At 63.9% G+C, this 18,891-nt stretch carries 19 protein-coding genes; 11 read left to right on the top strand and 8 right to left on the bottom strand.

Annotated features, from left to right (window positions below):
• Window positions 1-14: 14 nt before the first annotated feature.
• On the top strand, window positions 15-1,613 hold the full coding sequence (locus tag AB0305_RS09445; RefSeq protein ID WP_366172540.1) for a thymidine phosphorylase family protein: 1,599 nt from the start codon (window positions 15-17) through the stop codon (window positions 1,611-1,613).
• Here the strand turns inward: AB0305_RS09445 and AB0305_RS09450 are convergent.
• Both AB0305_RS09450 and AB0305_RS09455 read right to left on the bottom strand, forming a co-directional pair.
• A complete protein-coding gene (locus tag AB0305_RS09450) occupies window positions 1,529-3,844 on the bottom strand; it encodes an EAL domain-containing protein (RefSeq protein WP_366172542.1) in 2,316 nt (771 codons plus the stop codon). The genes AB0305_RS09445 and AB0305_RS09450 overlap by 85 nt on opposite strands.
• A 69-nt stretch (window positions 3,845-3,913) precedes the next feature.
• A complete protein-coding gene (locus AB0305_RS09455) occupies window positions 3,914-4,048 on the bottom strand; it encodes a hypothetical protein (protein WP_366172544.1) in 135 nt (44 codons plus the stop codon).
• Between the two features lie 400 nt (window positions 4,049-4,448).
• Between AB0305_RS09455 and AB0305_RS09460 the strand changes: the two genes are divergently transcribed.
• The 5 genes from AB0305_RS09460 (at window position 4,449) to AB0305_RS09480 (ending at window position 9,767) form a co-directional block, all read left to right on the top strand.
• The gene (locus tag AB0305_RS09460; RefSeq protein ID WP_366172546.1) at window positions 4,449-5,567 is read left to right on the top strand and encodes a 3-deoxy-7-phosphoheptulonate synthase; all 1,119 of its coding nucleotides are present in this window, start codon (window positions 4,449-4,451) and stop codon (window positions 5,565-5,567) included.
• 74 nt (window positions 5,568-5,641) lie between these two features.
• On the top strand, window positions 5,642-6,400 hold the full coding sequence (locus AB0305_RS09465) for a DUF3348 domain-containing protein (protein ID WP_366172548.1): 759 nt from the start codon (window positions 5,642-5,644) through the stop codon (window positions 6,398-6,400).
• A gap of 10 nt (window positions 6,401-6,410) precedes the next feature.
• Window positions 6,411-8,528: a DUF802 domain-containing protein gene (locus AB0305_RS09470; RefSeq protein WP_366172550.1), complete on the top strand. Its 2,118-nt coding sequence runs from the start codon at window positions 6,411-6,413 to the stop codon at window positions 8,526-8,528.
• The gene (locus AB0305_RS09475) at window positions 8,525-9,178 is read left to right on the top strand and encodes an OmpA family protein (RefSeq protein ID WP_366172552.1); all 654 of its coding nucleotides are present in this window, start codon (window positions 8,525-8,527) and stop codon (window positions 9,176-9,178) included. The genes AB0305_RS09470 and AB0305_RS09475 overlap by 4 nt, the downstream gene beginning before the upstream one ends.
• Entirely contained in the window at window positions 9,165-9,767 is a 603-nt protein-coding gene (locus AB0305_RS09480) for a DUF2894 domain-containing protein (RefSeq protein WP_366172554.1), read from the top strand. The genes AB0305_RS09475 and AB0305_RS09480 overlap by 14 nt, the downstream gene beginning before the upstream one ends.
• 57 nt (window positions 9,768-9,824) lie before the next feature.
• Here the strand turns inward: AB0305_RS09480 and AB0305_RS09485 are convergent, their stop codons facing one another.
• On the bottom strand, window positions 9,825-10,841 hold the full coding sequence (locus AB0305_RS09485) for a 1-aminocyclopropane-1-carboxylate deaminase (protein WP_366172556.1): 1,017 nt from the start codon (window positions 10,839-10,841) through the stop codon (window positions 9,825-9,827).
• A 145-nt stretch (window positions 10,842-10,986) separates the two neighbouring features.
• On the opposite strand from AB0305_RS09485, the gene AB0305_RS09490 reads away from it, so the two are divergent.
• Entirely contained in the window at window positions 10,987-11,508 is a 522-nt protein-coding gene (locus tag AB0305_RS09490) for an Lrp/AsnC family transcriptional regulator (protein ID WP_366172558.1), read from the top strand.
• Between the two features lie 32 nt (window positions 11,509-11,540).
• On the opposite strand, the gene AB0305_RS09495 is transcribed toward AB0305_RS09490, so the two are convergent.
• From AB0305_RS09495 to AB0305_RS09505, 3 genes are all read right to left on the bottom strand, one after another.
• Complete coding sequence (locus AB0305_RS09495; protein WP_366172560.1) at window positions 11,541-12,542, bottom strand: NADP-dependent oxidoreductase; 1,002 nt, start codon at window positions 12,540-12,542, stop codon at window positions 11,541-11,543.
• Between the two features lie 122 nt (window positions 12,543-12,664).
• Window positions 12,665-13,627 carry an alpha/beta hydrolase gene (locus AB0305_RS09500; RefSeq protein WP_366172562.1) on the bottom strand — a complete coding sequence of 321 codons (963 nt, stop codon included), beginning with the start codon at window positions 13,625-13,627 and terminating at the stop codon, window positions 12,665-12,667.
• Between the two features lie 51 nt (window positions 13,628-13,678).
• Complete coding sequence (locus tag AB0305_RS09505; protein WP_366172564.1) at window positions 13,679-14,467, bottom strand: SDR family oxidoreductase; 789 nt, start codon at window positions 14,465-14,467, stop codon at window positions 13,679-13,681.
• Window positions 14,468-14,699: 232 nt separating this feature from the next.
• Here AB0305_RS09505 and AB0305_RS09510 point away from each other — a divergent pair, with 232 nt between their 5' ends.
• A complete protein-coding gene (locus tag AB0305_RS09510; RefSeq protein ID WP_366172566.1) occupies window positions 14,700-15,296 on the top strand; it encodes a TetR family transcriptional regulator in 597 nt (198 codons plus the stop codon).
• Window positions 15,297-15,480: 184 nt separating this feature from the next.
• Window positions 15,481-15,699 (top strand): hypothetical protein, encoded by a 219-nt coding sequence (locus tag AB0305_RS09515; protein ID WP_366172568.1) that lies wholly within the window; start codon window positions 15,481-15,483, stop codon window positions 15,697-15,699.
• A gap of 117 nt (window positions 15,700-15,816) precedes the next feature.
• Here AB0305_RS09515 and AB0305_RS09520 read toward each other — a convergent pair whose 3' ends face one another.
• A complete protein-coding gene (locus tag AB0305_RS09520) occupies window positions 15,817-15,978 on the bottom strand; it encodes a hypothetical protein (RefSeq protein WP_366172570.1) in 162 nt (53 codons plus the stop codon).
• 325 nt (window positions 15,979-16,303) lie between these two features.
• On the opposite strand from AB0305_RS09520, the gene AB0305_RS09525 reads away from it, so the two are divergent.
• Window positions 16,304-17,650, top strand: a complete 1,347-nt coding sequence (locus AB0305_RS09525; protein WP_366172572.1) for an integrase family protein — start codon at window positions 16,304-16,306, stop codon at window positions 17,648-17,650.
• A gap of 150 nt (window positions 17,651-17,800) precedes the next feature.
• Window positions 17,801-18,565: a hypothetical protein gene (locus AB0305_RS09530; RefSeq protein ID WP_366172574.1), complete on the top strand. Its 765-nt coding sequence runs from the start codon at window positions 17,801-17,803 to the stop codon at window positions 18,563-18,565.
• A 61-nt stretch (window positions 18,566-18,626) separates the two neighbouring features.
• Here AB0305_RS09530 and AB0305_RS09535 read toward each other — a convergent pair.
• On the bottom strand, window positions 18,627-18,891 hold a 265-nt coding region (locus tag AB0305_RS09535), incomplete at its 5' end, for an H-NS family nucleoid-associated regulatory protein (protein WP_366172576.1).

An 18,891-nucleotide genomic window follows, 5' to 3' on the forward strand; every position in this document is an offset into this window, starting at 1 on the left:
CCGGAGCCATTGCCATGCGCGAGCCACCCGAAGTGACGGCGCTGCCCGACCGGCTGACCTTCAAACCGCTCGGTATCGACACCTGGCAGGAGCATGTCATCTACATGCACCCGGATTGCGCGATCTGCCGCGCCGAAGGGTTTGCCGCGCAGGCCCGGGTGGAGGTGCGTATTGGCGAGCGCGCGCTGATCGCCACGCTCAATCTCGTCGCGTCCACGTTGCTGGAGAAGTGCGAGGTGAGCCTGTCTGTCAGCGCCGCAGAGTCGCTGATGGCACGGCCTGGTGACGTGGTGAGCGTGAGCCACGCGCCGGCGCTGGAATCACTGCGGGCGGTGCGCGCCAAGATCTACGGTGCCCACCTGGACGCGCACCAGCTCGGCAGCGTCATCCGAGACATCGCCAACGAGCGCTACGCCGACGTGCACATCGCCGCCTTCCTGAGCGCGTGCGCGGGCGAGCGCATGAGTGTGAAGGAGACCATCGACCTGACGCAGGCGATGGTCGACTCAGGCGAGCGCCTCACATGGGATCGCCCCGTTGTTGCCGACAAGCATTGCGTGGGCGGTCTGCCGGGTAACCGCACCAGCCCGATCGTCGTGGCCATTGCCGCTGCGGCTGGGCTGCTGTTGCCTAAGACATCGTCACGTGCCATCACCTCGCCCGCTGGCACGGCCGACACCATGGAAACGCTCACGCGGGTGAACCTGAGTGCGACGGAGTTGCGGCGCGTGGTTGACCGCGTGGGCGCGTCGCTGGCGTGGGGTGGGGCGCTGAGCCTGAGCCCGGCCGATGATGTGTTGATCCGCGTGGAGCGCGCGCTGGATGTGGACAGCGATGCGCAATTGGTGGCGTCGATTCTGTCGAAAAAGATCGCCGCTGGGTCCACCCATGTCGTGATCGATGTGCCGGTTGGGCCCACCGCCAAGGTGCGTAGTGAGCCCGATCTGGTGCGCCTGCGCATGTTGCTCGAACGCGTGGCGCGGGCGTTTGGCGTGCACGTGCTGACTGTGCCCACGGATGGCGCGCAGCCGGTGGGCCGGGGAATCGGCCCGGCCCTGGAGGCGCGCGACGTGCTGGCCGTACTGCAGCGCTTGCCGGCCGCACCGTTCGACTTGCGAGAGCGCTCCTTGCTGCTGGCCGGCGCGCTGCTGGAGTTCTGCGGGGCGGCCGCGCCTGGTTCAGGCGGTGCGGTTGCTGAAGGCGTGCTCGACAGCGGCGCCGCGTGGCGCAAGTTCGAAGAGATCTGCGAAGCGCAGGGCGGCCTGCGGGTACCCGGTGAAGCCATCTTCCGCCGCGATGTGGTGGCCGAGCAGGACGGCATCATCAGCAGTATCGACAACCGCCATCTCGCGCGGATCGCCAAGCTCGCCGGCGCGCCGATGCGCCAGGTGGCCGGCGTGGAAATGCACGTGCGGTTGCATGATCAGGTGCAGGTGGGGCAGCCGCTGTTCACACTGCACGCGCAGGCATCCGGCGAGCTGGACTATGCGTTTGCCTACGCACGGATGCATCCCGCGGTGGCGCTGAGTCAACCGGCAGCGGCCACCGGTTCCAGCGCAGAGCAGGCTTCCACGGCGTCCCGATCCCCTTCGGAGGGGGCAGGGCGGCCGTAAAAATACCCTTGCGCCTCCGTGCAGCCCGCTTCTCGGATCAGCCGCGCGTGGGCCGGTGTTTCCACGCCTTCCGCCACAGTAATCACGCCAAGCTGCCGGCCCAGGTCGGCAATCGCTTTGACGAGCACGGCACTGTCGGGCCGCTCCTGCAAGTCGCAGACGAACGAGCGGTCAATCTTGATCTTGTCGAACGGAAATGCGCGTAGATGCGCAAGCGATGAGTAGCCCGTGCCGAAGTCGTCGAGCGCAACGCGCACACCCATCCGATAGAGCTCGCGCAGGTCTTCAATGCTCTCGGCCTCGTTCTGGACGAGTGCGGTTTCCGTGACTTCGATCTCCAGCCGGTCGGCGGCGAGACCCGCATCGAGCAGGGCCGCCCGCACCGTCTGCGCCAGCGTGGCCTTGCCCAATTGCATGGGCGATACGTTCACCGCCACGCGTGCACCGTCTTCCCAGCGGGCGGCTTCCCGGCAGGCCTGTTGCAGCACGAAGCGGCCGAGCTGGTCGATCAGCCCGCTTTGCTCGGCAATGGGCACGAACTCCGCCGGCGGCACCCAGCCGCGCTCGGCGTGGTGCCAGCGCACCAGCGCCTCGCGCGCGGTGACCTTGCCGGTCTCCACGTGGATGATCGGCTGGTAGAAGACGAACAGGCGTTCTTCACGCTCCAGCGCCACGCGCAACTGCGCTTCCAGACGGGCGCGCTCTTGAATACGGGTTTCCATGTCTGCGCTGAACAGGCGCGCCATGCCTTTGCCGGCCGCCTTGGCGGCATAGAGCGCGATGTCCGCACGTGCGAGCAGGCTTTCGGCATCATGGCCATGCGCTGGCGCCAGCGCCATGCCGACCGATGCCCCGATCCGCACGCTCTGATCTGTGCCCAGGGGATACGGCGTGCTGAGCGCCGCGATGATGGCGCAGGCCAGCGCGGTTGCCTGGTTGGCATCGTCATGCGGCACGAGCACGGCGAATTCGTCTCCGCCCAACCGCGCGATGGTGCCGGCGTGGCTGCACACCGACTGCAGCCGTGCTGCCACCTGTTCCAGCAAGGCATCGCCCGCGCGGTGGCCCTTGGTGTCGTTGACCACCTTGAAGCCGTCCAGATCGATATACAGCAGCCCGAGGCAGGCACCCGGCACCGCAAGCCGTGCATCCAACTGCTCGCGAAAGTTGGTGCGATTGGCGAGCCCCGTGAGCATGTCGAAGTGGGCCAACTGGCGGATACGGTTTTCGGCTTCCACCTCTTTGGTCACCAGCGCCCAGGTCAGCATGGGGCCGATGTAGCTGCCATCGTTGGCGCGCACGGCCGAAATTTTCAGGTCCAGCACTTCCGGGCCGAGCTGTACCCGGGTGTTGTATGGCAGGTTGGCCGGGTCGGCCAGCAGCCGGCGTTGCGTCTCCGGTCGTGCGTGGAAGATGTCGATGGAGGTACCGAGCAACCCGTCGCTCTTGACCGGCAGCAGGTGCGCGATCCGGTCGACCAGGCGCTTGGAGGTGTTGTTGGCGTAGTTGATGACCAGCGAGTCTGGCTTGACCGTCATGACGGCGATGGGCATGTCGTCGATCATCTGCAGCAGGCGGCCTTGTTCGGCTTCGCGGCGGCGGGCCTCGGTTTGCGCGTTCACCATGAGAGTGAAATCGCGGTAGTTGATCATCAGGATGACCAGCAGGCCCAACGACACCAGCGCCATGTTGATGGCGATGGCCACAAAGGTCGGCTGCCCCGTCGCCGAAAAAAACGCGATGAACACGCCATTGACGATGACCGTGACCATGATGGCGGCCGAGCGCAGGTGCATCAGGCAGAAGATGCAGGCGATCACGGTAATGGCCATGTAGAAGGCCAGGTAAGAGCGCGTGTACGGGTCCCCATAGGGAAACAGTGCCAGCGACCACGCCGTGAAAGCCGCGGCGATGATGCTCGCCAGCCGGTTGGTGCGTTTGAGCGCGCGCAGGGCGAGTTCGGGCGTGGGGTCAATCCGCCGAGACCGCCACCAGTGCAGCACGCGCACCGCGCAGGCTGCCGTGAGCAGCAGCGGCACCCCGATGGCGAGCCAGTGGGGGGCATGGCTGCGGAAGGCGAGGGCGACCGCCCAGGTGCTGCTGATGAGGATGAAATACATCATCGGCAGCTGGCGCGAAAAGGCGCGGTACTGCGCCTTGAGCAGCTCCGGGTTGTCTGACGACACACCCATGAAGCCCGCCACGGTGCTCGCAAACGTTCTGACGGTCATGGAGCACTCCAGAGTTCGGAACGGTCGGGGCGCGAGCGGACGCCCGACACAGTCGGCAAGGGCGGGTGATTAAATCCGGGCAGGGGCCTGCGCATCGGCGGCAGGTGCGGCGCGAACCTGCAAGCTGGACAACGGAAGCTGGCAGGCCAGCAGCATGGGGTTCCTCTTTTTTCTCAACATGACGGCGTGATGGGCATCGTGCATTGCCACCTCCTTAGGAGCGGCCGATTCGTCCCTTTTCTGAATAGCGCATTCGTATGAGGCGGCTCGGAGAGAAAGACTAGGTCGATGTGCGATCACCCTTGAGAGGGTCTGCCCCGGGCGGTTTTTTGTCGGAGAACAGATTCCGTGCGGCTGGCGCACCATTGCGCTTGCGCAGCCGGCCCCGCACAGGCCTAATGAGCGCTGTTTTTCATTGCTAGTCCACTGAATCACTGAAATTGGTCAGTGCCTGCCACGCCATGCGGGCGCATCGCGTCGTTGCAAATGCGCGCAATAGCCCGCTATTGCTGCGCTTTGCGCCTAGCGCTGCATCCCGCATGGCCTGTCCTGCCCCTCCCATTTCAATGATTTAGCGGACTAGAGCCACAGAACACCGCTTGCCATGACCCGTATTGACGATCCTCAGCACGACAAAGAAGTCGGCGTGGCCGACGCCACGCAGGACACCACCCGCATTGACGACGTGCGTATCGGCGCCGTCCGCCCGCTGATTTCCCCGGCGCTGCTGCTGGACGAGCTGCCCGTATCGCCCGAAGTGCAGGCCCAGGTGGAAACCAGCCGCGCCGCCATCACCAACGTGCTGCAGGGCCGGGATGATCGGCTGATTGCGGTGGTGGGCCCGTGCTCCATCCACGACCACGACCAGGCGATGGAGTACGCCCATCACCTCAAGGCCGCAGCGGCGCGCCTGCGTGACGACCTGCTGATCGTGATGCGCGTGTACTTTGAGAAACCCCGCACCACCGTCGGCTGGAAGGGCTACATCAATGACCCGCGGCTGGATGGCAGCTTCCGCATCAACGAAGGCCTGCGCCGCGCGCGCGAGCTGTTGCTGGAGGTGACGGCGCTGGGCTTGCCGGTGGCCACCGAGTTTCTGGATTTGCTGAGCCCGCAGTACATTGCCGACCTCGTCGCCTGGGGCGCCATTGGCGCGCGCACGACCGAGAGCCAGAGCCACCGGCAACTGGCCTCGGGCCTGAGCTGCCCGATCGGCTTCAAGAACGGCACCGATGGTGGGGTGCAGATCGCCGCCGACGCGATTCTGGCGGCGCGCTCCTCGCACTCGTTCATGGGCATGACGAAGATGGGCATGGCCGCGATTTTCGAGACGCGCGGCAACAGCGATGCGCATGTCATCCTGCGCGGCGGCAAGAAGGGGCCCAACTACGACGCGGCGGCCATTGAAGACAGCTGCGCGATTCTGCGAAAGGCGGGCTTGCGCGAGCAGGTGATGGTCGATTGCTCGCACGCAAATTCCGGCAAATCGCACCTGCGCCAGATCGATGTGGGGCAAGACGTGGCACAGCAGCTGGCCGCCGGCGAGCGCCGCATTGTCGGCGTCATGATCGAAAGCCATCTGGAAGAAGGGCGCCAGGACCTGAAACCCGGCGTACCGCTGCAGCGCGGCGTGTCAATTACCGACGCGTGCCTGGGCTGGGCCCAGACCGAGCCGTTGCTCGATGCGCTGGCCGGCGCGGTGCGCGCCCGTCGGCAGGGCTGACGGCACGTTTCCCCCGGGCGGGGCGGGCGCCTAGGCGGGCGTGTGTAAAATTCTGCCTTTTTTGCATTCGCAGCATGGCGCACGCCCAGCCGCGCGGAGCCCTGAGCGGCCCTGCGCTGATCCGTTTACTTGCCCGTCTGGCTGACGCCGATGTGCCTCAACCCGGGCAGTCGCTGGCCGACCGGCTGAGCCAATGGCTGAGCTGGACTGATGCCATCACGCTATCGAGCGCGCTGGCTGCCAGCCCGCCGGCAGTCGCGCCCAGCGCCCGGGCCATCGGCGCGCAAGCGGCCAATGCAGAAGCCATGTGCAGCCGCGTTCGCACGGCATTGGCGAAGGCCATCAACGCAGGCTGCCTGCCTGATACCCGATCCACCGGCATGGTGCGCGCGCCGCTGCAGAGCGCGCCGGCAGCGGCTGACGTGGACTACGCGGATTTCCGGCAGCGCTATCTCTCCCTGCAGCAAGCCATGGAGATGGATGTCGGCAACCTGCGCAGCGGCCTGCGTCGTGTGCTGGCGGCAAACACGCCCGCGCTGGCCAAGCTTGCGATCCTGGATGCCAGCATGGAACAAGCCCTTGCCGTGCGCGAACGCACGCTGCTGGGAGGCATTCCAACCTTGCTCGGGCAGTATTTCGAGCGCCTGCGTGCGGCTGAACAACAACGGCAGGCCGATCATGCGACTGCGTCGGCCGAGTTGGGTACCCTCGCCGCCCCCTCCAATGCGTGGCTGAACGCATTCCGCAACGACATGCGGAGTGTGCTTCTGGCGGAATTGGAGGTTCGTTTTCAACCGGTCGAAGGGCTGCTCGCCGCCCTTCGTACCCGCTAAGCGGGACACCATGTCCAGACATCACCTGAATCTCATCGTTTTCTTTGCCGGCGTGGCGGCTGTGGGCTGGATTGCCGGCGGCTATCTGGTCGGCTGGAATGGGCTGGCGCTTGCCGTAACGGTCCTGATCGGTGCCATCTATTTGACGGGCGCGCTGGAACTGCGCCGTTATCAGCAGGCGACCGGCACGCTTGCACGTGCCGTGGCGGGGCTGTCCGAGCCGCCTGCGCAATTGTCCACGTGGCTTGAACCCTTGCACCCGAGCCTGCGCAACGCAGTGCGCCTGCGCGTGGAGGGTGAGCGTGCCGCGCTGCCCGGGCCGGCATTGACGCCGTATCTGGTGGGGCTGCTTGTGCTGCTGGGCATGCTGGGCACGTTGCTCGGCATGGTGGTCACGCTCAAGGGCACCGGTGCCGCGCTGGAAAGCGCCACGGACTTGCAGGCGATTCGCGCATCGCTGGCTGCGCCCATCAAGGGGCTGGGGTTTTCGTTCGGCACCTCGATTGCCGGCGTGGCGACGTCCGCCATGCTGGGGCTGCTCTCCGCGCTGTGCCGGCGTGAGCGGCTGCAGGCCGTGCAGGCGCTGGATGCCCACATTGCCACCACGCTGCGCATCTATTCGCATGCGCATCAGCGCGAAGCCACGTTCCAGCTCCTGCAGCGGCAGTCCGATGTGCTGCCCACCCTGGTCGATCGCTTGCAAGCCATGATGGCCGCGCTGGAGCAGCAGAGCGCCGCCAGCAGCGAGCGCCAGCTTGCCAGCCAGCAAGCGTTTCTCGACAAGGCGGAGGTGGCATACAGCAACCTCGCCGTCTCGGTCGGGCAGTCGTTGAAGGAGAGCGCCGCTGACAGCGCACGGGCCGCCAGCGCCGCCATCCAGCCTGTGGTGGAAACGACCCTGGCCGGGCTCGCCCGCGAATCCGCCACGCTGCATGACATGGTCACCCACGCGGTGCAACGCCAGCTTGACGGGTTGTCGACCCGTTTCGAGACCACGGCCGAGACGGTGGCTGGCATCTGGAGCAACGCGTTGACCGCGCACCAACGTGCGAGCGAGGCGCTGGTCGGCCAGGTCAGCACGTCGCTGGACCGTTTTGCCGACACGTTTGAGCAACGTTCGACCCGCTTGCTCGATGGCGTATCCGAACGCCTCGACACCACGGCAGGCCGCCTGTCTGGTGCTTGGGATGAGGCACTGGCGCGCCAAACGCATGCGCAGACCGAGGTTGCCAGCCAGCATCAACGCGCGTTGGAGGGCGCCGCCGCCACGTTCGAGCAGCATGGTGCTGCGCTGCTGCAAGCGTTGAACCAATCGCACGTCGAACTGCAGGCCGCGCTGGAGGCCCGTGATCACCAGCGGCTGGCCGCCTGGGCGGAGACGCTTGGTGCAGTGGGCACCCGCCTGAGCCAGGCATGGGAGCAAGCCGGCGCCGACACCGCCAGCCGGCAGCAGGACATCTGCAACGCGCTGGCGCAGACCGCGCGCGACATCTCCGCGCAAACACAGGCGCATGCCAAGGACACGATTGCTGAGATTTCGCAGCTCGTGCAGGCCGCGTCGGAGGCCCCCAAAGCGGCGGCGGAGGTCGTGGCCGAGCTGCGCCAGAAACTGTCGGACAGCATGGTGCGCGACACGGCCATGCTGGAAGAGCGCACGCGCTTGTTGGGCACGCTGGAGACGCTGCTCGACGCCGTCAATCATGCTTCCACCGAGCAGCGCACCGCAGTGGATGCACTGGTGACCACCTCGGCCGGCTTGCTCGAGCGCGTCGGCACGCGATTCACGGACCATGTCGAAGCCGAAACCGGCAAGCTCGGCGCCGTGGCCGCCCAGGTGACGGGCAGCGCTGCCGAAGTCGCGAGCTTGGGCGAGGCGTTCGGCGCGGCCGTGCAACTGTTTGGCGAATCGAACGCCAAGCTGATGGCGCAGCTGGAGCGCATCGAATCCGCGCTGGACAAGTCCCTCACACGCAGTGACGAGCAGCTTGCCTACTACGTGGCACAGGCGCGCGAGGTGATCGACCTGAGCATGCTGTCGCAAAAGCAGATCATCGAAGACCTGCAGCGCCTTGGTGGCACGCAGGGTACGCATAGCACGCAGACCTTTGCCGGAGCCGAGGCGGCATGAACGACGACATTGACGCCGGCGTCGAAGCCACGGCGCCTGTCTGGGCGGCTTTTGGCGATCTGATGTCGGTGCTGCTCGGCGCCTTTGTGCTGATTCTGGTGGGCGTGATCGGCGTGCAGCTGGAGCTGTCGTCCAAGCTGGAGAACGAGGTCAAGCAGCGCGAGGCGGAAGCGCAGCGCCGCAAGACGTTGGAGCAGGCGCTGGCGGGCCCGCTGGCGGCGGGGCGGGTGACGCTCGTCAACGGACGCATCGGTATCAACGGCAGCGTGCTGTTTGCACTCAATTCAGACCAGTTGCAACCGGAAGGGCGTGCGCTGCTGAAGAGCCTGGCCGGCCCGCTGTCTGCATACCTGAAGTCGCGCGATGAGATCCTGATGGTGAGCGGCTTTACCGATGACCAGCAAGTGCAATCCGGCAACCGCCAGTTTGCGGATAACTGGGAGCTGTCGGCCAAGCGTGCTTTGACGGTGACGCGCGCGTTCATCGACGAGGGCATCCCCGCATCGAGCGTGTTTGCCGCGGCGTTTGGCTCGGAGCAGCCGGTGAGTTCCAACGCGGACGACGCGGGCCGCGCCAAGAACCGGCGGGTGGAAATCGCGCCCGTGCCGCGCTCGTCGGCTTCCAATGGCGGGCGCCGTGAAGCCCACTGAGGCGACGCTCGCCACCGCGATTGGCGCCCTGCGCGCCAGCGGTGCCGATCGCGCAGACCCGATCCGCTTTCGCGTGATCGAGGCATTGCACCAGCGGGCGGCCGCCCAAACCGGCGAAGCGCAAGACATTCTGAATGCGCGGGTGAACCAACTGCTCGCCGACTACGCTAGCCGTACTTCCACCGCCAGTTCGGGTGAGCGCACCGCGCCTGCATGCCAGCCCGCTCCCAGCCCGTTGGCTGTGTTGCTGAGCGACATCAAGCAGACCCGTGCGGCTAGCACGTATCCGGAAGTGAGCGTGCTCGATGACTTCCGGAACATCTGGGCGAAGCTCAGCGCTGAAACGCAGTTGCGTCAGTCGCTGGACCACGAGGTGCCGTCGAATGCCGGGCCACTCAATTCAAGCAGCCTCGTGCATCGAGCGTTGTTGTCGATGCGTGAGCTGTCGCCGGCGTATCTGCGGCAGTTCCTGTCGTATGTCGACGCGCTATCGTGGCTCGAGCAGATGAACGCGAACAGCGCGCCGGCAAGCCGAGAGACGACGCGTGGCGCCAGTGCCCGCAAGAGCGGGCGGGGCAAGGCACGCTAGCGGGCTCAGCCGGCGCGCTCAGAGACTGCAGCGCGCAGTGCAGATCGGCTTGACGCTTCACCCATTGCGGAAGATGAAGCTGTAGGCGTTCAAGGCCGGCACGCCGCCCAAGTGCGCGTACAGCACGCGCGAGCCTTCGGGAAATTCACCGTTGCGCACCATGTCGATCATGCCGTGCATGGATTTCCCCTCGTACACGGGGTCGGTCAGCATGCCTTCCTGACGTGCGCATAGGCGGATGGCTTCCAGTGTGCCCTCGTTGGGCAAGCCGTATTCGGGGCCACCGTAGCGCGTGTCGAGCACCACGTCCTGTTCGGTGATGTTGCGGCCGAGGTCGACTAGCTCGGCGGTGTGTCGCGCAATGCGCAGGATCTGCGCGCGTGTCTGCTCGGGCTTGGCCGAGGCATCAATGCCGATCACCCTGTCGGCCCGGCCATCGGCCGCGAAGCCCACGACCATGCCTGCCTGCGTGCTGCCCGTGACCGAGCACACCACGATGTAGTCGAACTTGAAGCCGAGCGCCGCTTCCTGCTGACGCACCTCTTCGGCAAAGCCCACAAAGCCCAGCCCGCCAAGCGGGTGTTCCGAGCAACCGGCTGGAATCGGGAACGGCTTGCCGCCGCGCTTGCGCACATCCTCCATGGCCTGTTCCCAGCTCGGGCGGATGCCGATGTCAAAGCCCGCCGCATCGAGCCGTACATCGGCGCCTAGGATGCGCGACATCTCGATGTTGCCGACGCGGTCGTACACGGCATCGGAGTAGTTCACCCAGTTCTCCTGCACCAGCACGCACTTGAGCCCCAGGTGGGCTGCCACGGCAGCCACCTGGCGCGTCTGGTTTGACTGGATGCCGCCAATCGACACCAACGTGTCATACCCGCCTTCGAGCGCTTCCGGAATCAGGTATTCCAGCTTGCGCGTCTTGTTGCCGCCGAAGGCCAGACCGCTATTGCAGTCCTCCCGCTTGGCATACAGCTCGACTTTGCCGCCCAGGTGCGCGCTCAGCCGTTTCAACGGCTGGATCGGCGACGGGCCGAACGTGAGGGGATAGCGAGGGAATTTCTGCAGGTTCATGAGATGGCTCCTTCGGTGCCGCAAATAGCGGGATGTCGGAAGCCAATGGTACGCAGAACGCGACGAAATGCGGTTGCAAAGATAGGCTGGTACACGCAATATGGCCGTTCAGTACATCAACAGGCGACGCATTTATTTCTTGAAAATGAAAAAGAACGAAACGAAGTTGCAGGCTGAACCCACCGGTGCGGCGGCTTCCGCACGCCACGCCTTGGATCGCACCGATCGGGCCATCCTGAAGGCGCTCCAGCGTGACGCTTCGATTTCCAATGTCGCGCTCGCCGCCAAGGTGAACCTCAGCCCGCCAGCCTGCCTGCGGCGCGTGGAACGGCTCAAGGAGCTGGGCTTGATCAAGGGGATTGTGGCGTTGCTCAATCCGCGTGCGATGGACTTGGGCTCGCTCGTGATGATCGGCGTCGTGCTGGACCGCTCCACGCCAGAATCCTTCGCGGCATTCGAGAAGGCCGTGCAGAAGGTCTCAGGCTGCCTGGAGTGCCACGTCGTCACCGGCGAGTTTGATTACTTCATGCTCGTTCGCACCAAGGACAGCGAGAGCTATAACCGGCTGCATGCGGAACAGCTGCTGTACCTGCCCGGCGTGCGGCAGATTCGGACGTTCATGGTGCTCAAGGAGGTGTTGTCGACGACGGAGTTGCCGGTGGTGTAGGGCGCAAGCGCCCAGCGCCTGTGATACGACACTCACTTGATCTGGACGACCACCTTGCCCTTGGCGCGGCCCTGGGCCAGGTATTCAAGCGCCTCCTTCGCCCGCTCGAACGGAAAGACCTTGTCGATCACCGGACGAATGCGTTCCGACTTGAGGAGTTCTGCAATGTTGGCGAGCTGCTCGCCGTCGGGGCGCATGAAGAGGAACGCATAAGAGACGTTCTTCTTGCCCGCAAGGCGCGTGATCTTGCGGCTCATCAAGCCGAACACGAATGCCAGCAGGAAGTTCAGTCGTCGTGCGCGGGCAAATGCGGCGTCCAGCGGGCCGATGAGCGAGACGATCTTGCTGCCCGGTTTGAGGATGCCAACGGACTTTTCGAGCGCGTCGCCCCTGAGCGTGCCCAGCACCACGTCATAGCCGCGCAGCACGTTTTCGAATGCCTGCTTTTTGTAGTCGACGACCTCGTCTGCGCCCAGGCTGCTGACCAGTTGGACATTCGCCGTGCTGGTGGTCGTTCCCACCTTGGCGCCAAAGTACTTGGCCAACTGAATCGCAAATGTGCCAATCCCGCCGGACCCAGCCGGGACGAACACTTTCTGGCCCGCCCGCACATTGGCCCGCTCCCTCAATGCTTGCCACGAGGTCAGCCCTACCATCGGGACGGAGGCCGCCTGCACAAAATCGAGGTTATCTGGCTTGAGCGCGGCCACGCTCTCCGGCACGGCTGCGAATTCGGCGATCGAGCCTCGGCCGAGATCGAACAGGCTCGCGAAGACGGCATCGCCTGGCTTGAAGCGCGTCACGCTGCTGCCGACCTCAACCACCACGCCGGCAACGTCGCTGCCCAGTGTGGCCGGCAGTTCGAACTTCAGCACGGGTTTGAACGTTCCGGCCGGGATCATGTTGTCGATCGGGTTCACCGCAGCCGCGTAGACCTGCACCAGCAGCTCATCAGGTTTGAGGGTGGGGCGAGGCACATCGGTCAGGCCGATCTCGGGCGATTTGCCGTAGCGTTTGAACGTGAGTGCTTTCATGTTGTTCTACTTGGAATGTTGAGTGGCCTGCGTACCGTCGACTGCCACGAAGTGCGTGGGCGTGGGCGTGGCGATGTGGGTGTCGGTCATGGTGTGACCTGTCAAGGAGCGGGTGCGGAACGTCACTGCGCCAGGAACGCCAGCGCTTTGGGTACGAAGTCTTCGTAGTACTGGAACACGCCCCCGTGGCCCGCATCGGGGTAGATGATGAGGTTGCTGTTCGGTAGGCGCTTGGCCAGGTCATACGAATTGCTGGTCGGGACCATGCGGTCGTCGTCGCCATTGGCCACGAGCACCGGTTGCTTGATCACCGAGAGATCGGCCGCGGGCTTGCGCCCCCACGCACGGAGCGCCTGCAGTTGCGCCACGTAGGCGCGGAGGGTGATGGCTTTGTCGCGGTTGTCGGTGCGCTCTTGCAAGCGCTTCAAGTAGGCCTTGCCGGCTTCGATGCCGCCGGGTGTGCGGGTGAAGAAGAGATATTGCTTGGGATCCTGGCCGGTGAAGGTCGCGCGCAGCAGGTCATAGTTGGCCACGCCCGCGACCGAGCTGATTCCCGGCCCGCCTGCGGGCCCCGTGCCCGCCAGGATCAGCTTGCGCACCAGGCTGGGTTCTTTCAGCACAATCTCCTGCGCAATCATGCCGCCCATCGAGAAGCCGAAGAGATCCACTTGCTTGAACCCCTTGGCCTTGATGAACGTGATGGCATCGTCGGCCATCTGTTCGATCGTATCTGCGGGCTTGCCCGTGGAGGCACCAATGCCGCGGTTGTCGAACGCAACCACATGGTGCTTTGCGGCAAGCCCATCGACGACGCGTGGGTCCCAGTTGTCCATGACGCCAGCCAGGTGAACGAGAAAGACCACTGGCGTGCCGCCGTTGTATTGGCCCAGCTCACGGTAGGCAAAGTCCACCCCATCGGCGTAGAGGCTCTCCGTGGGCACGTCTTTCCACTGCGCGGGCTGCACGGCGGTTGCATTGGTTGACGTGTCGTCCGCTGCCACTGCGCTGCTGGCTGTGGCAAATGGCGAAACAAGTGCCGCAGACAGCGCAAGAAAGCGCAGGCGGGTTCGGAGCAGAGAGCGCATGGCGTGACGATCCAAGGGCTGGTCAGTTGAAGGACGTAGAGGCGGCCGCGCTCAGGCGGCCTGCTGATAGCGTTCGGCCGCGTGCGCTTGTCGAACGTCCGACATCAGCCCTTGGCGCGCGGCATCCAGTGCGTCCCAGCGCTCAGCCACTTGCAGCGGCGGGATCGTCACCAGTTCACGGCGATCAAAGCCGACCAGTGCCGCATCCACCAGTTCGCTCACTTCCATCACTTCCGGCAGCACGTTGATGTCAATGCCGGCGCGCTCCCAGATTTCCGTGCGGGTGGCTGCCGGCAGCACCGCTTGCACGTAGACGCCCTTGGGCGACAACTCCAGATTCAGACCCTGCGACAAGAACAACACGAAGGCCTTGGTGGCACCGTAAATCGACATGCCCAATTCGGGCGCGAAGCCCACCACCGAGCCAATGTTGACGATCGCGCCCGTACCGGACTGCACAAAGCGTGGCGCGACAGCGGCCGCGAGCCGCGTCAACGCGGTCGTATTGAGGGCGAGCAGGCGATCGATGCCTGCAGCGGTCTGCGCCGCGAAGCTGCCCGACTGCGCCATGCCGGCGTTGTTGATCAGGATGCCGATGCGTGCATCGTCGCGCAGGCGTGTTTCGAGCGCGGCCAAGTCAGCAGGCGCGGTCAGGTCGGCCTGCAACACGTCGACGGCTACACCGTTGTCCTTGCGTAGACGGGCGGCCAGTGCGTCCAGACGGGCCTTGTCGCGCGCCACCAGCACGAGGTCGTGACCGCGACGGGCAAAGCGATCGGCATAGGTGGCGCCAATGCCGCTGGAGGCGCCAGTGATGAGAACAGTCGGAAGCGTGGTCATACGGACTTTCCTTTGCAAATGTCGTTTGGACAGGGCGGGCCTCAGCCGAGAAAGGGGGCGACGCCGGCAACGTCTCTTCAAAAAGCGTCTTCGGGGTCATATTTCCCGGCATCCGCAGTTGAGGACTGCCTTAATGATGATGACCATAATCTATTCTGTCAAGAATTTGATGATGATCGACATCAATGTATAGTGGAGCCTTGCACAGACATGAGCCCACTGTGGTCAAGACATGAAAGTCACCAAAGCACAGGCACAGGCCAACCGCGCGCGCGTGGTCGAAACGGCGTCGACACTGTTTCGGGAGCGTGGCTACGATGGGGTTGGCGTTGCCGATCTGATGGCCGCCGCTGGCTTTACGCACGGCGGCTTCTACAAGCAGTTCCGCTCCAAGGCAGACTTGATGGCGGAATCGGCGGCCTGCGGTATCGCGCAGACGGTGGCGCTCAGCGCTGGTGTGGACGCAGCGGCGTTCGTGCGGCATTACCTCGCGCGCGAGCACCGCGACGCGCGCGCGACCGGTTGCACGATGGCCGCATTGGGCGGGGACGCCGCACGCCAGCCGGAAGCGGTTCGGGCGACCTTTGCGGCGGGTATCGAGAGCCTCCTGGCTGCCCTCCATCCCGAGGGCACGCCGTCGGAGGGTGAGGATGCTCGCCAAGCGCGAGCCAAAGGGCTTGACATGCTGGCGCACGTCGTCGGTGCCATCGTTCTGTCGCGCGCGTGTCCCGACGACTCGCCGCTGGCCGATGAAATTCTCACGGTCTGTCGCAACGAGATTCTCGCGTCATTGGGCGCCACCGCGGCTGCCGAGAACAGCGCCAGCTGACGGCGGCGTACGGCGATCGTCGACACGCCGGCGGATCGATTCCGCCAATCGCCTGCGACCGCCCTGCGCACGCGGGGGCTGTTATCGAGCACCCATTCACAAGCGCGACACGCTCAGTCCGAGCGTTGAGCCGGTATTCGTACGCGATCGTTCCACCTTGTCGGGCTTGACGTCCGGTTCAAACATGGTCGCGAACCGTGTCACGATTGCTGGCCAGCACATCGCTGACCATCAGGAGCACAAGACGGACGTGTCCCGCCGCGCCGAGGCGTGGTGCGGCAAGGCCAACATCCTGTGGGATACGCCGGGTCTGGGGAAACCGCGCCGTGCGCTGGACTCCGTGGGACTACGCCTGGGCATGTCCGGAGTCCAAGGGTGTGCGGCTTGTTACGCGGCATGGTGACAGGTGAGGCGACTGGTGAGTCTCGTCGCTATTCAGCTAACCTCGCCACGGCCTGTCAGGTGCGCCGCCGCGTGGTCAACCATATTGATCCCACCAACCTTCTCTATGCCCAGTTCTTCAGGGGCGCGCCGCCAGCGAAGGCCAAAGGCAATTGGTGACAAATCTCTCGATGCCGACCGCGCCGAGGGCCGCTGCCCAATCGTCATGCGTGCCGCTTGCCCGGTGCGGGCCGAAAGCCATAACGGCACTGGCAATCAAGTCAGCCACCTGCAGTTGCACTGGGTTATGCGAGAGTCGGCAAATTGCAGTTCCTTGGTGCACCTATGGCACGCTGCGAGCGCAGTTTTCAGAAACCACGCCGATGTGGTGATTTTCTAAGTATTGATCCACAAGGATCTTTGGCCTGCCCAGAGGGATTCGAACCCCCGACCGTCGGCTTAGAAGGCCGAGGGATTCTAGTTATATTGGGATTGAGGGAAATTCGTGCACCTGCCGTAAGTCGTTGTAAATAATGGCTTTGCAGGCTGTTAGTGTGTATTTCATATTGACCGGAATGTATCTTCTCTCCTAGGATTTGCCTACATGGTGCCTACACGGAGAGTTGGTGGACAAGCAGAACTTCACTGCGGCTAGGGTCAGTGGCTTCCAATGCGAGCCCGGCAAGCAGCAAACCATTTTTTGGGATGCCAAGACCCCAGGCTTTGGGCTTCGCGTGACCGCTGCAGGCGCGCGTGCCTATGTTTTTGAGTCTCGCTTGTTTGGCAAGACGGTCCGCACGACGATTGGGGACGCTCGGGCATGGGATCTTGGTCGTGCACGTACCGAAGCCAGTCGCTTGAAGACGCTGCTCGACGATGGGAGGGATCCGCGTGAGGTCAGGGTTGAACAGCGTGTTGCTCATGAGGCTCGACAGGTTGCAATGCGCAAGCAGGACGTGTCCCTAGCCAAGGCATGGCAAGACTACCTAAATGCGAGTCGGGCCAAATGGGGTGCGCGTCACTATCAGGACCACCTGAATTTGTCCCGATCGGGTGGGCAAAAAAAGCGCCGGGGAACCGGTGAAACGACACCCGGACCGCTTGCGGCGCTGATGTCGCTCAAGCTATCGGAGCTCTCTGCGGAAAGGGTTGCGCAGTGGCTTGCCTCAGAGGCAAAGAGCCGCCCTACAAATGCCGAGCAGGCATACCGGAAGTTGCGTGCCTTCATTCGATGGTGCGACGATCGCAAAGAGTATTCGGGGGTGGTTCCGACAAGTGCTTACGGAGCCAAGTCAGTTAGGGAGGTCGTGCCACGGACCAAGCCCAAGAGCGATTGCTTGCAACGCGAGCAGTTGTCGCGGTGGTTCCGCGCAGTCCGAGATATCACTAACCCGGTGATTTCAGCCTACCTGCAAGGTCTTCTGATTACGGGTGCGCGCCGCGAGGAGCTGGCGTCGCTCCGGTGGGAGGATGTCGACTTCCGTTGGCGTAGCCTGACGATGAACGACAAAGTCGAAGGAACCGGTGGCCGCACCATTCCACTGACGCCGTATTTGCTGACGCTTCTGGCGAACCTGAAGCAGTTGAACGAGATGCCCCCGAACAAGCGCCAGTTGGCTCGCCTCGCCGAGAAGGGGGAGACCTGGGCGCCATCGCCATGGGTGTTCTCCAGCAAAACTTCCGAAGATGGCAAGATTGCCGAGCCCCGAATCGCCCACAACAAGGCGCTTGCTGCCGCCGAGCTTCCACACCTCACGCTGCACGGTCTTCGCCGTTCGTTCGGCACGTTGTCGGAATGGGTTGAGGTTCCCGTTGGCGTCGTCGCCCAGATCCAGGGGCACAAGCCATCGGCGATTGCCGAGAAGCACTATCGCCGCCGACCGCTCGATCTTTTGCGCATGTGGCACGAGCGCATAGAGGCATGGTTGCTGGAACAGGCGGGCGTTGAGTATCAGTTGATCGAATCTGCTTGATCTCGAAAGCCAGGACCCGCGAGGTCTTGGCTTTCTGCTTTATGCCGTCGCGGGACGGCATAGGCATCAACGACGGCAGGGCATATAAAATCGAACGACTGTGGCGAGAACGCTCGCTAGCGGCCCACCAGATCAAGAACGAATCACTTCATGTCCGATATCCCTACCGCGCAAGAACGAATCGCAGCCGCTGTCCAACTTCGCGCGACACTGATCGAATACTTCAAGCGAGAACACTGGACGCCATTGGAAGGCTGCCTGATCGTCTCCGGAATCCATCCGATTCCTGGTGACGTCGCGATTCCTTCGGGTGGTGGGGGATTAGACAACAAGCCCCTGAATGCCGCTTCATCACGATTCTCGGACGCCCGCAAGATGTGGGATGCCTGGAATGAGTACCGCGAGAGCTGGCTCGAAGACGGCGAAGACGTCCTCGATCGCTTCACGCCGATGGCGTTCATGGAGTGGGTCGATGACTGCCAACTCAAAACGGATTGGCTGCCCGTGTTTCATGATTTGATGGGGCGGCGTGACGGGGCAGACAAGCCAGATCTCATCCCTTCGGTCATCGCGGAGTATGCCAATGCATCCGTGACGTCGGTCGACGCCATTGTTGACCGGATTGAATCCGTCGTCTCGAATGGCAAACCAGCCTCACAGGCTACCAGCACTGCACGCTCGCCAATGCCAATCCCGGTCAATCGAGATCACCTCTCGACCGGTGAGTTTGCCAACGTACTGGCCGTTGAGCCGCAGTCGATCCTGAAGGGCTACTCAAAAAATGGCCACTACCAGGGCATTCGACCGACCAAACTCCCCAACCGACGCCTTCTCTGGTCAGCCGAAGCGGTGCGGCGAGTGCTTGCCGGTGAGTCTCCCGGGCTTCCCGAGGCGTCAATTAAGAAGCAGAGCTGAGAAACCGGTAGTTGACTCGCGCGGGCGGGCAGTTGGCTTACGCCGGGTGCTTGGCACCGTATTAGCTGATCAGAAAGTCTTCCAACTTCTTGCCTGCTGCAATCTCGTCCTTGAGCCATTGAGGCCGAGCGCCTCTGCCAATCCAGGTGGCGCCGGTCTCTGCGTGCTTGTACTTCGCGGCCCCAGTGGCCTTGGTGGAGGCGGGTTTTCTGCCCGCAGTTGACTTTGCAGTGTTGATTTGCACGGAATCCTGACCCAGGATTTGCATCGAAAACTGACCCACCCCAAAGGCGGTTAGGTGTCGCTTTGTGCGGGTTGTTTGGCGG

It is taken from the genome of Arthrobacter sp. NPDC080086 (assembly GCF_040702285.1).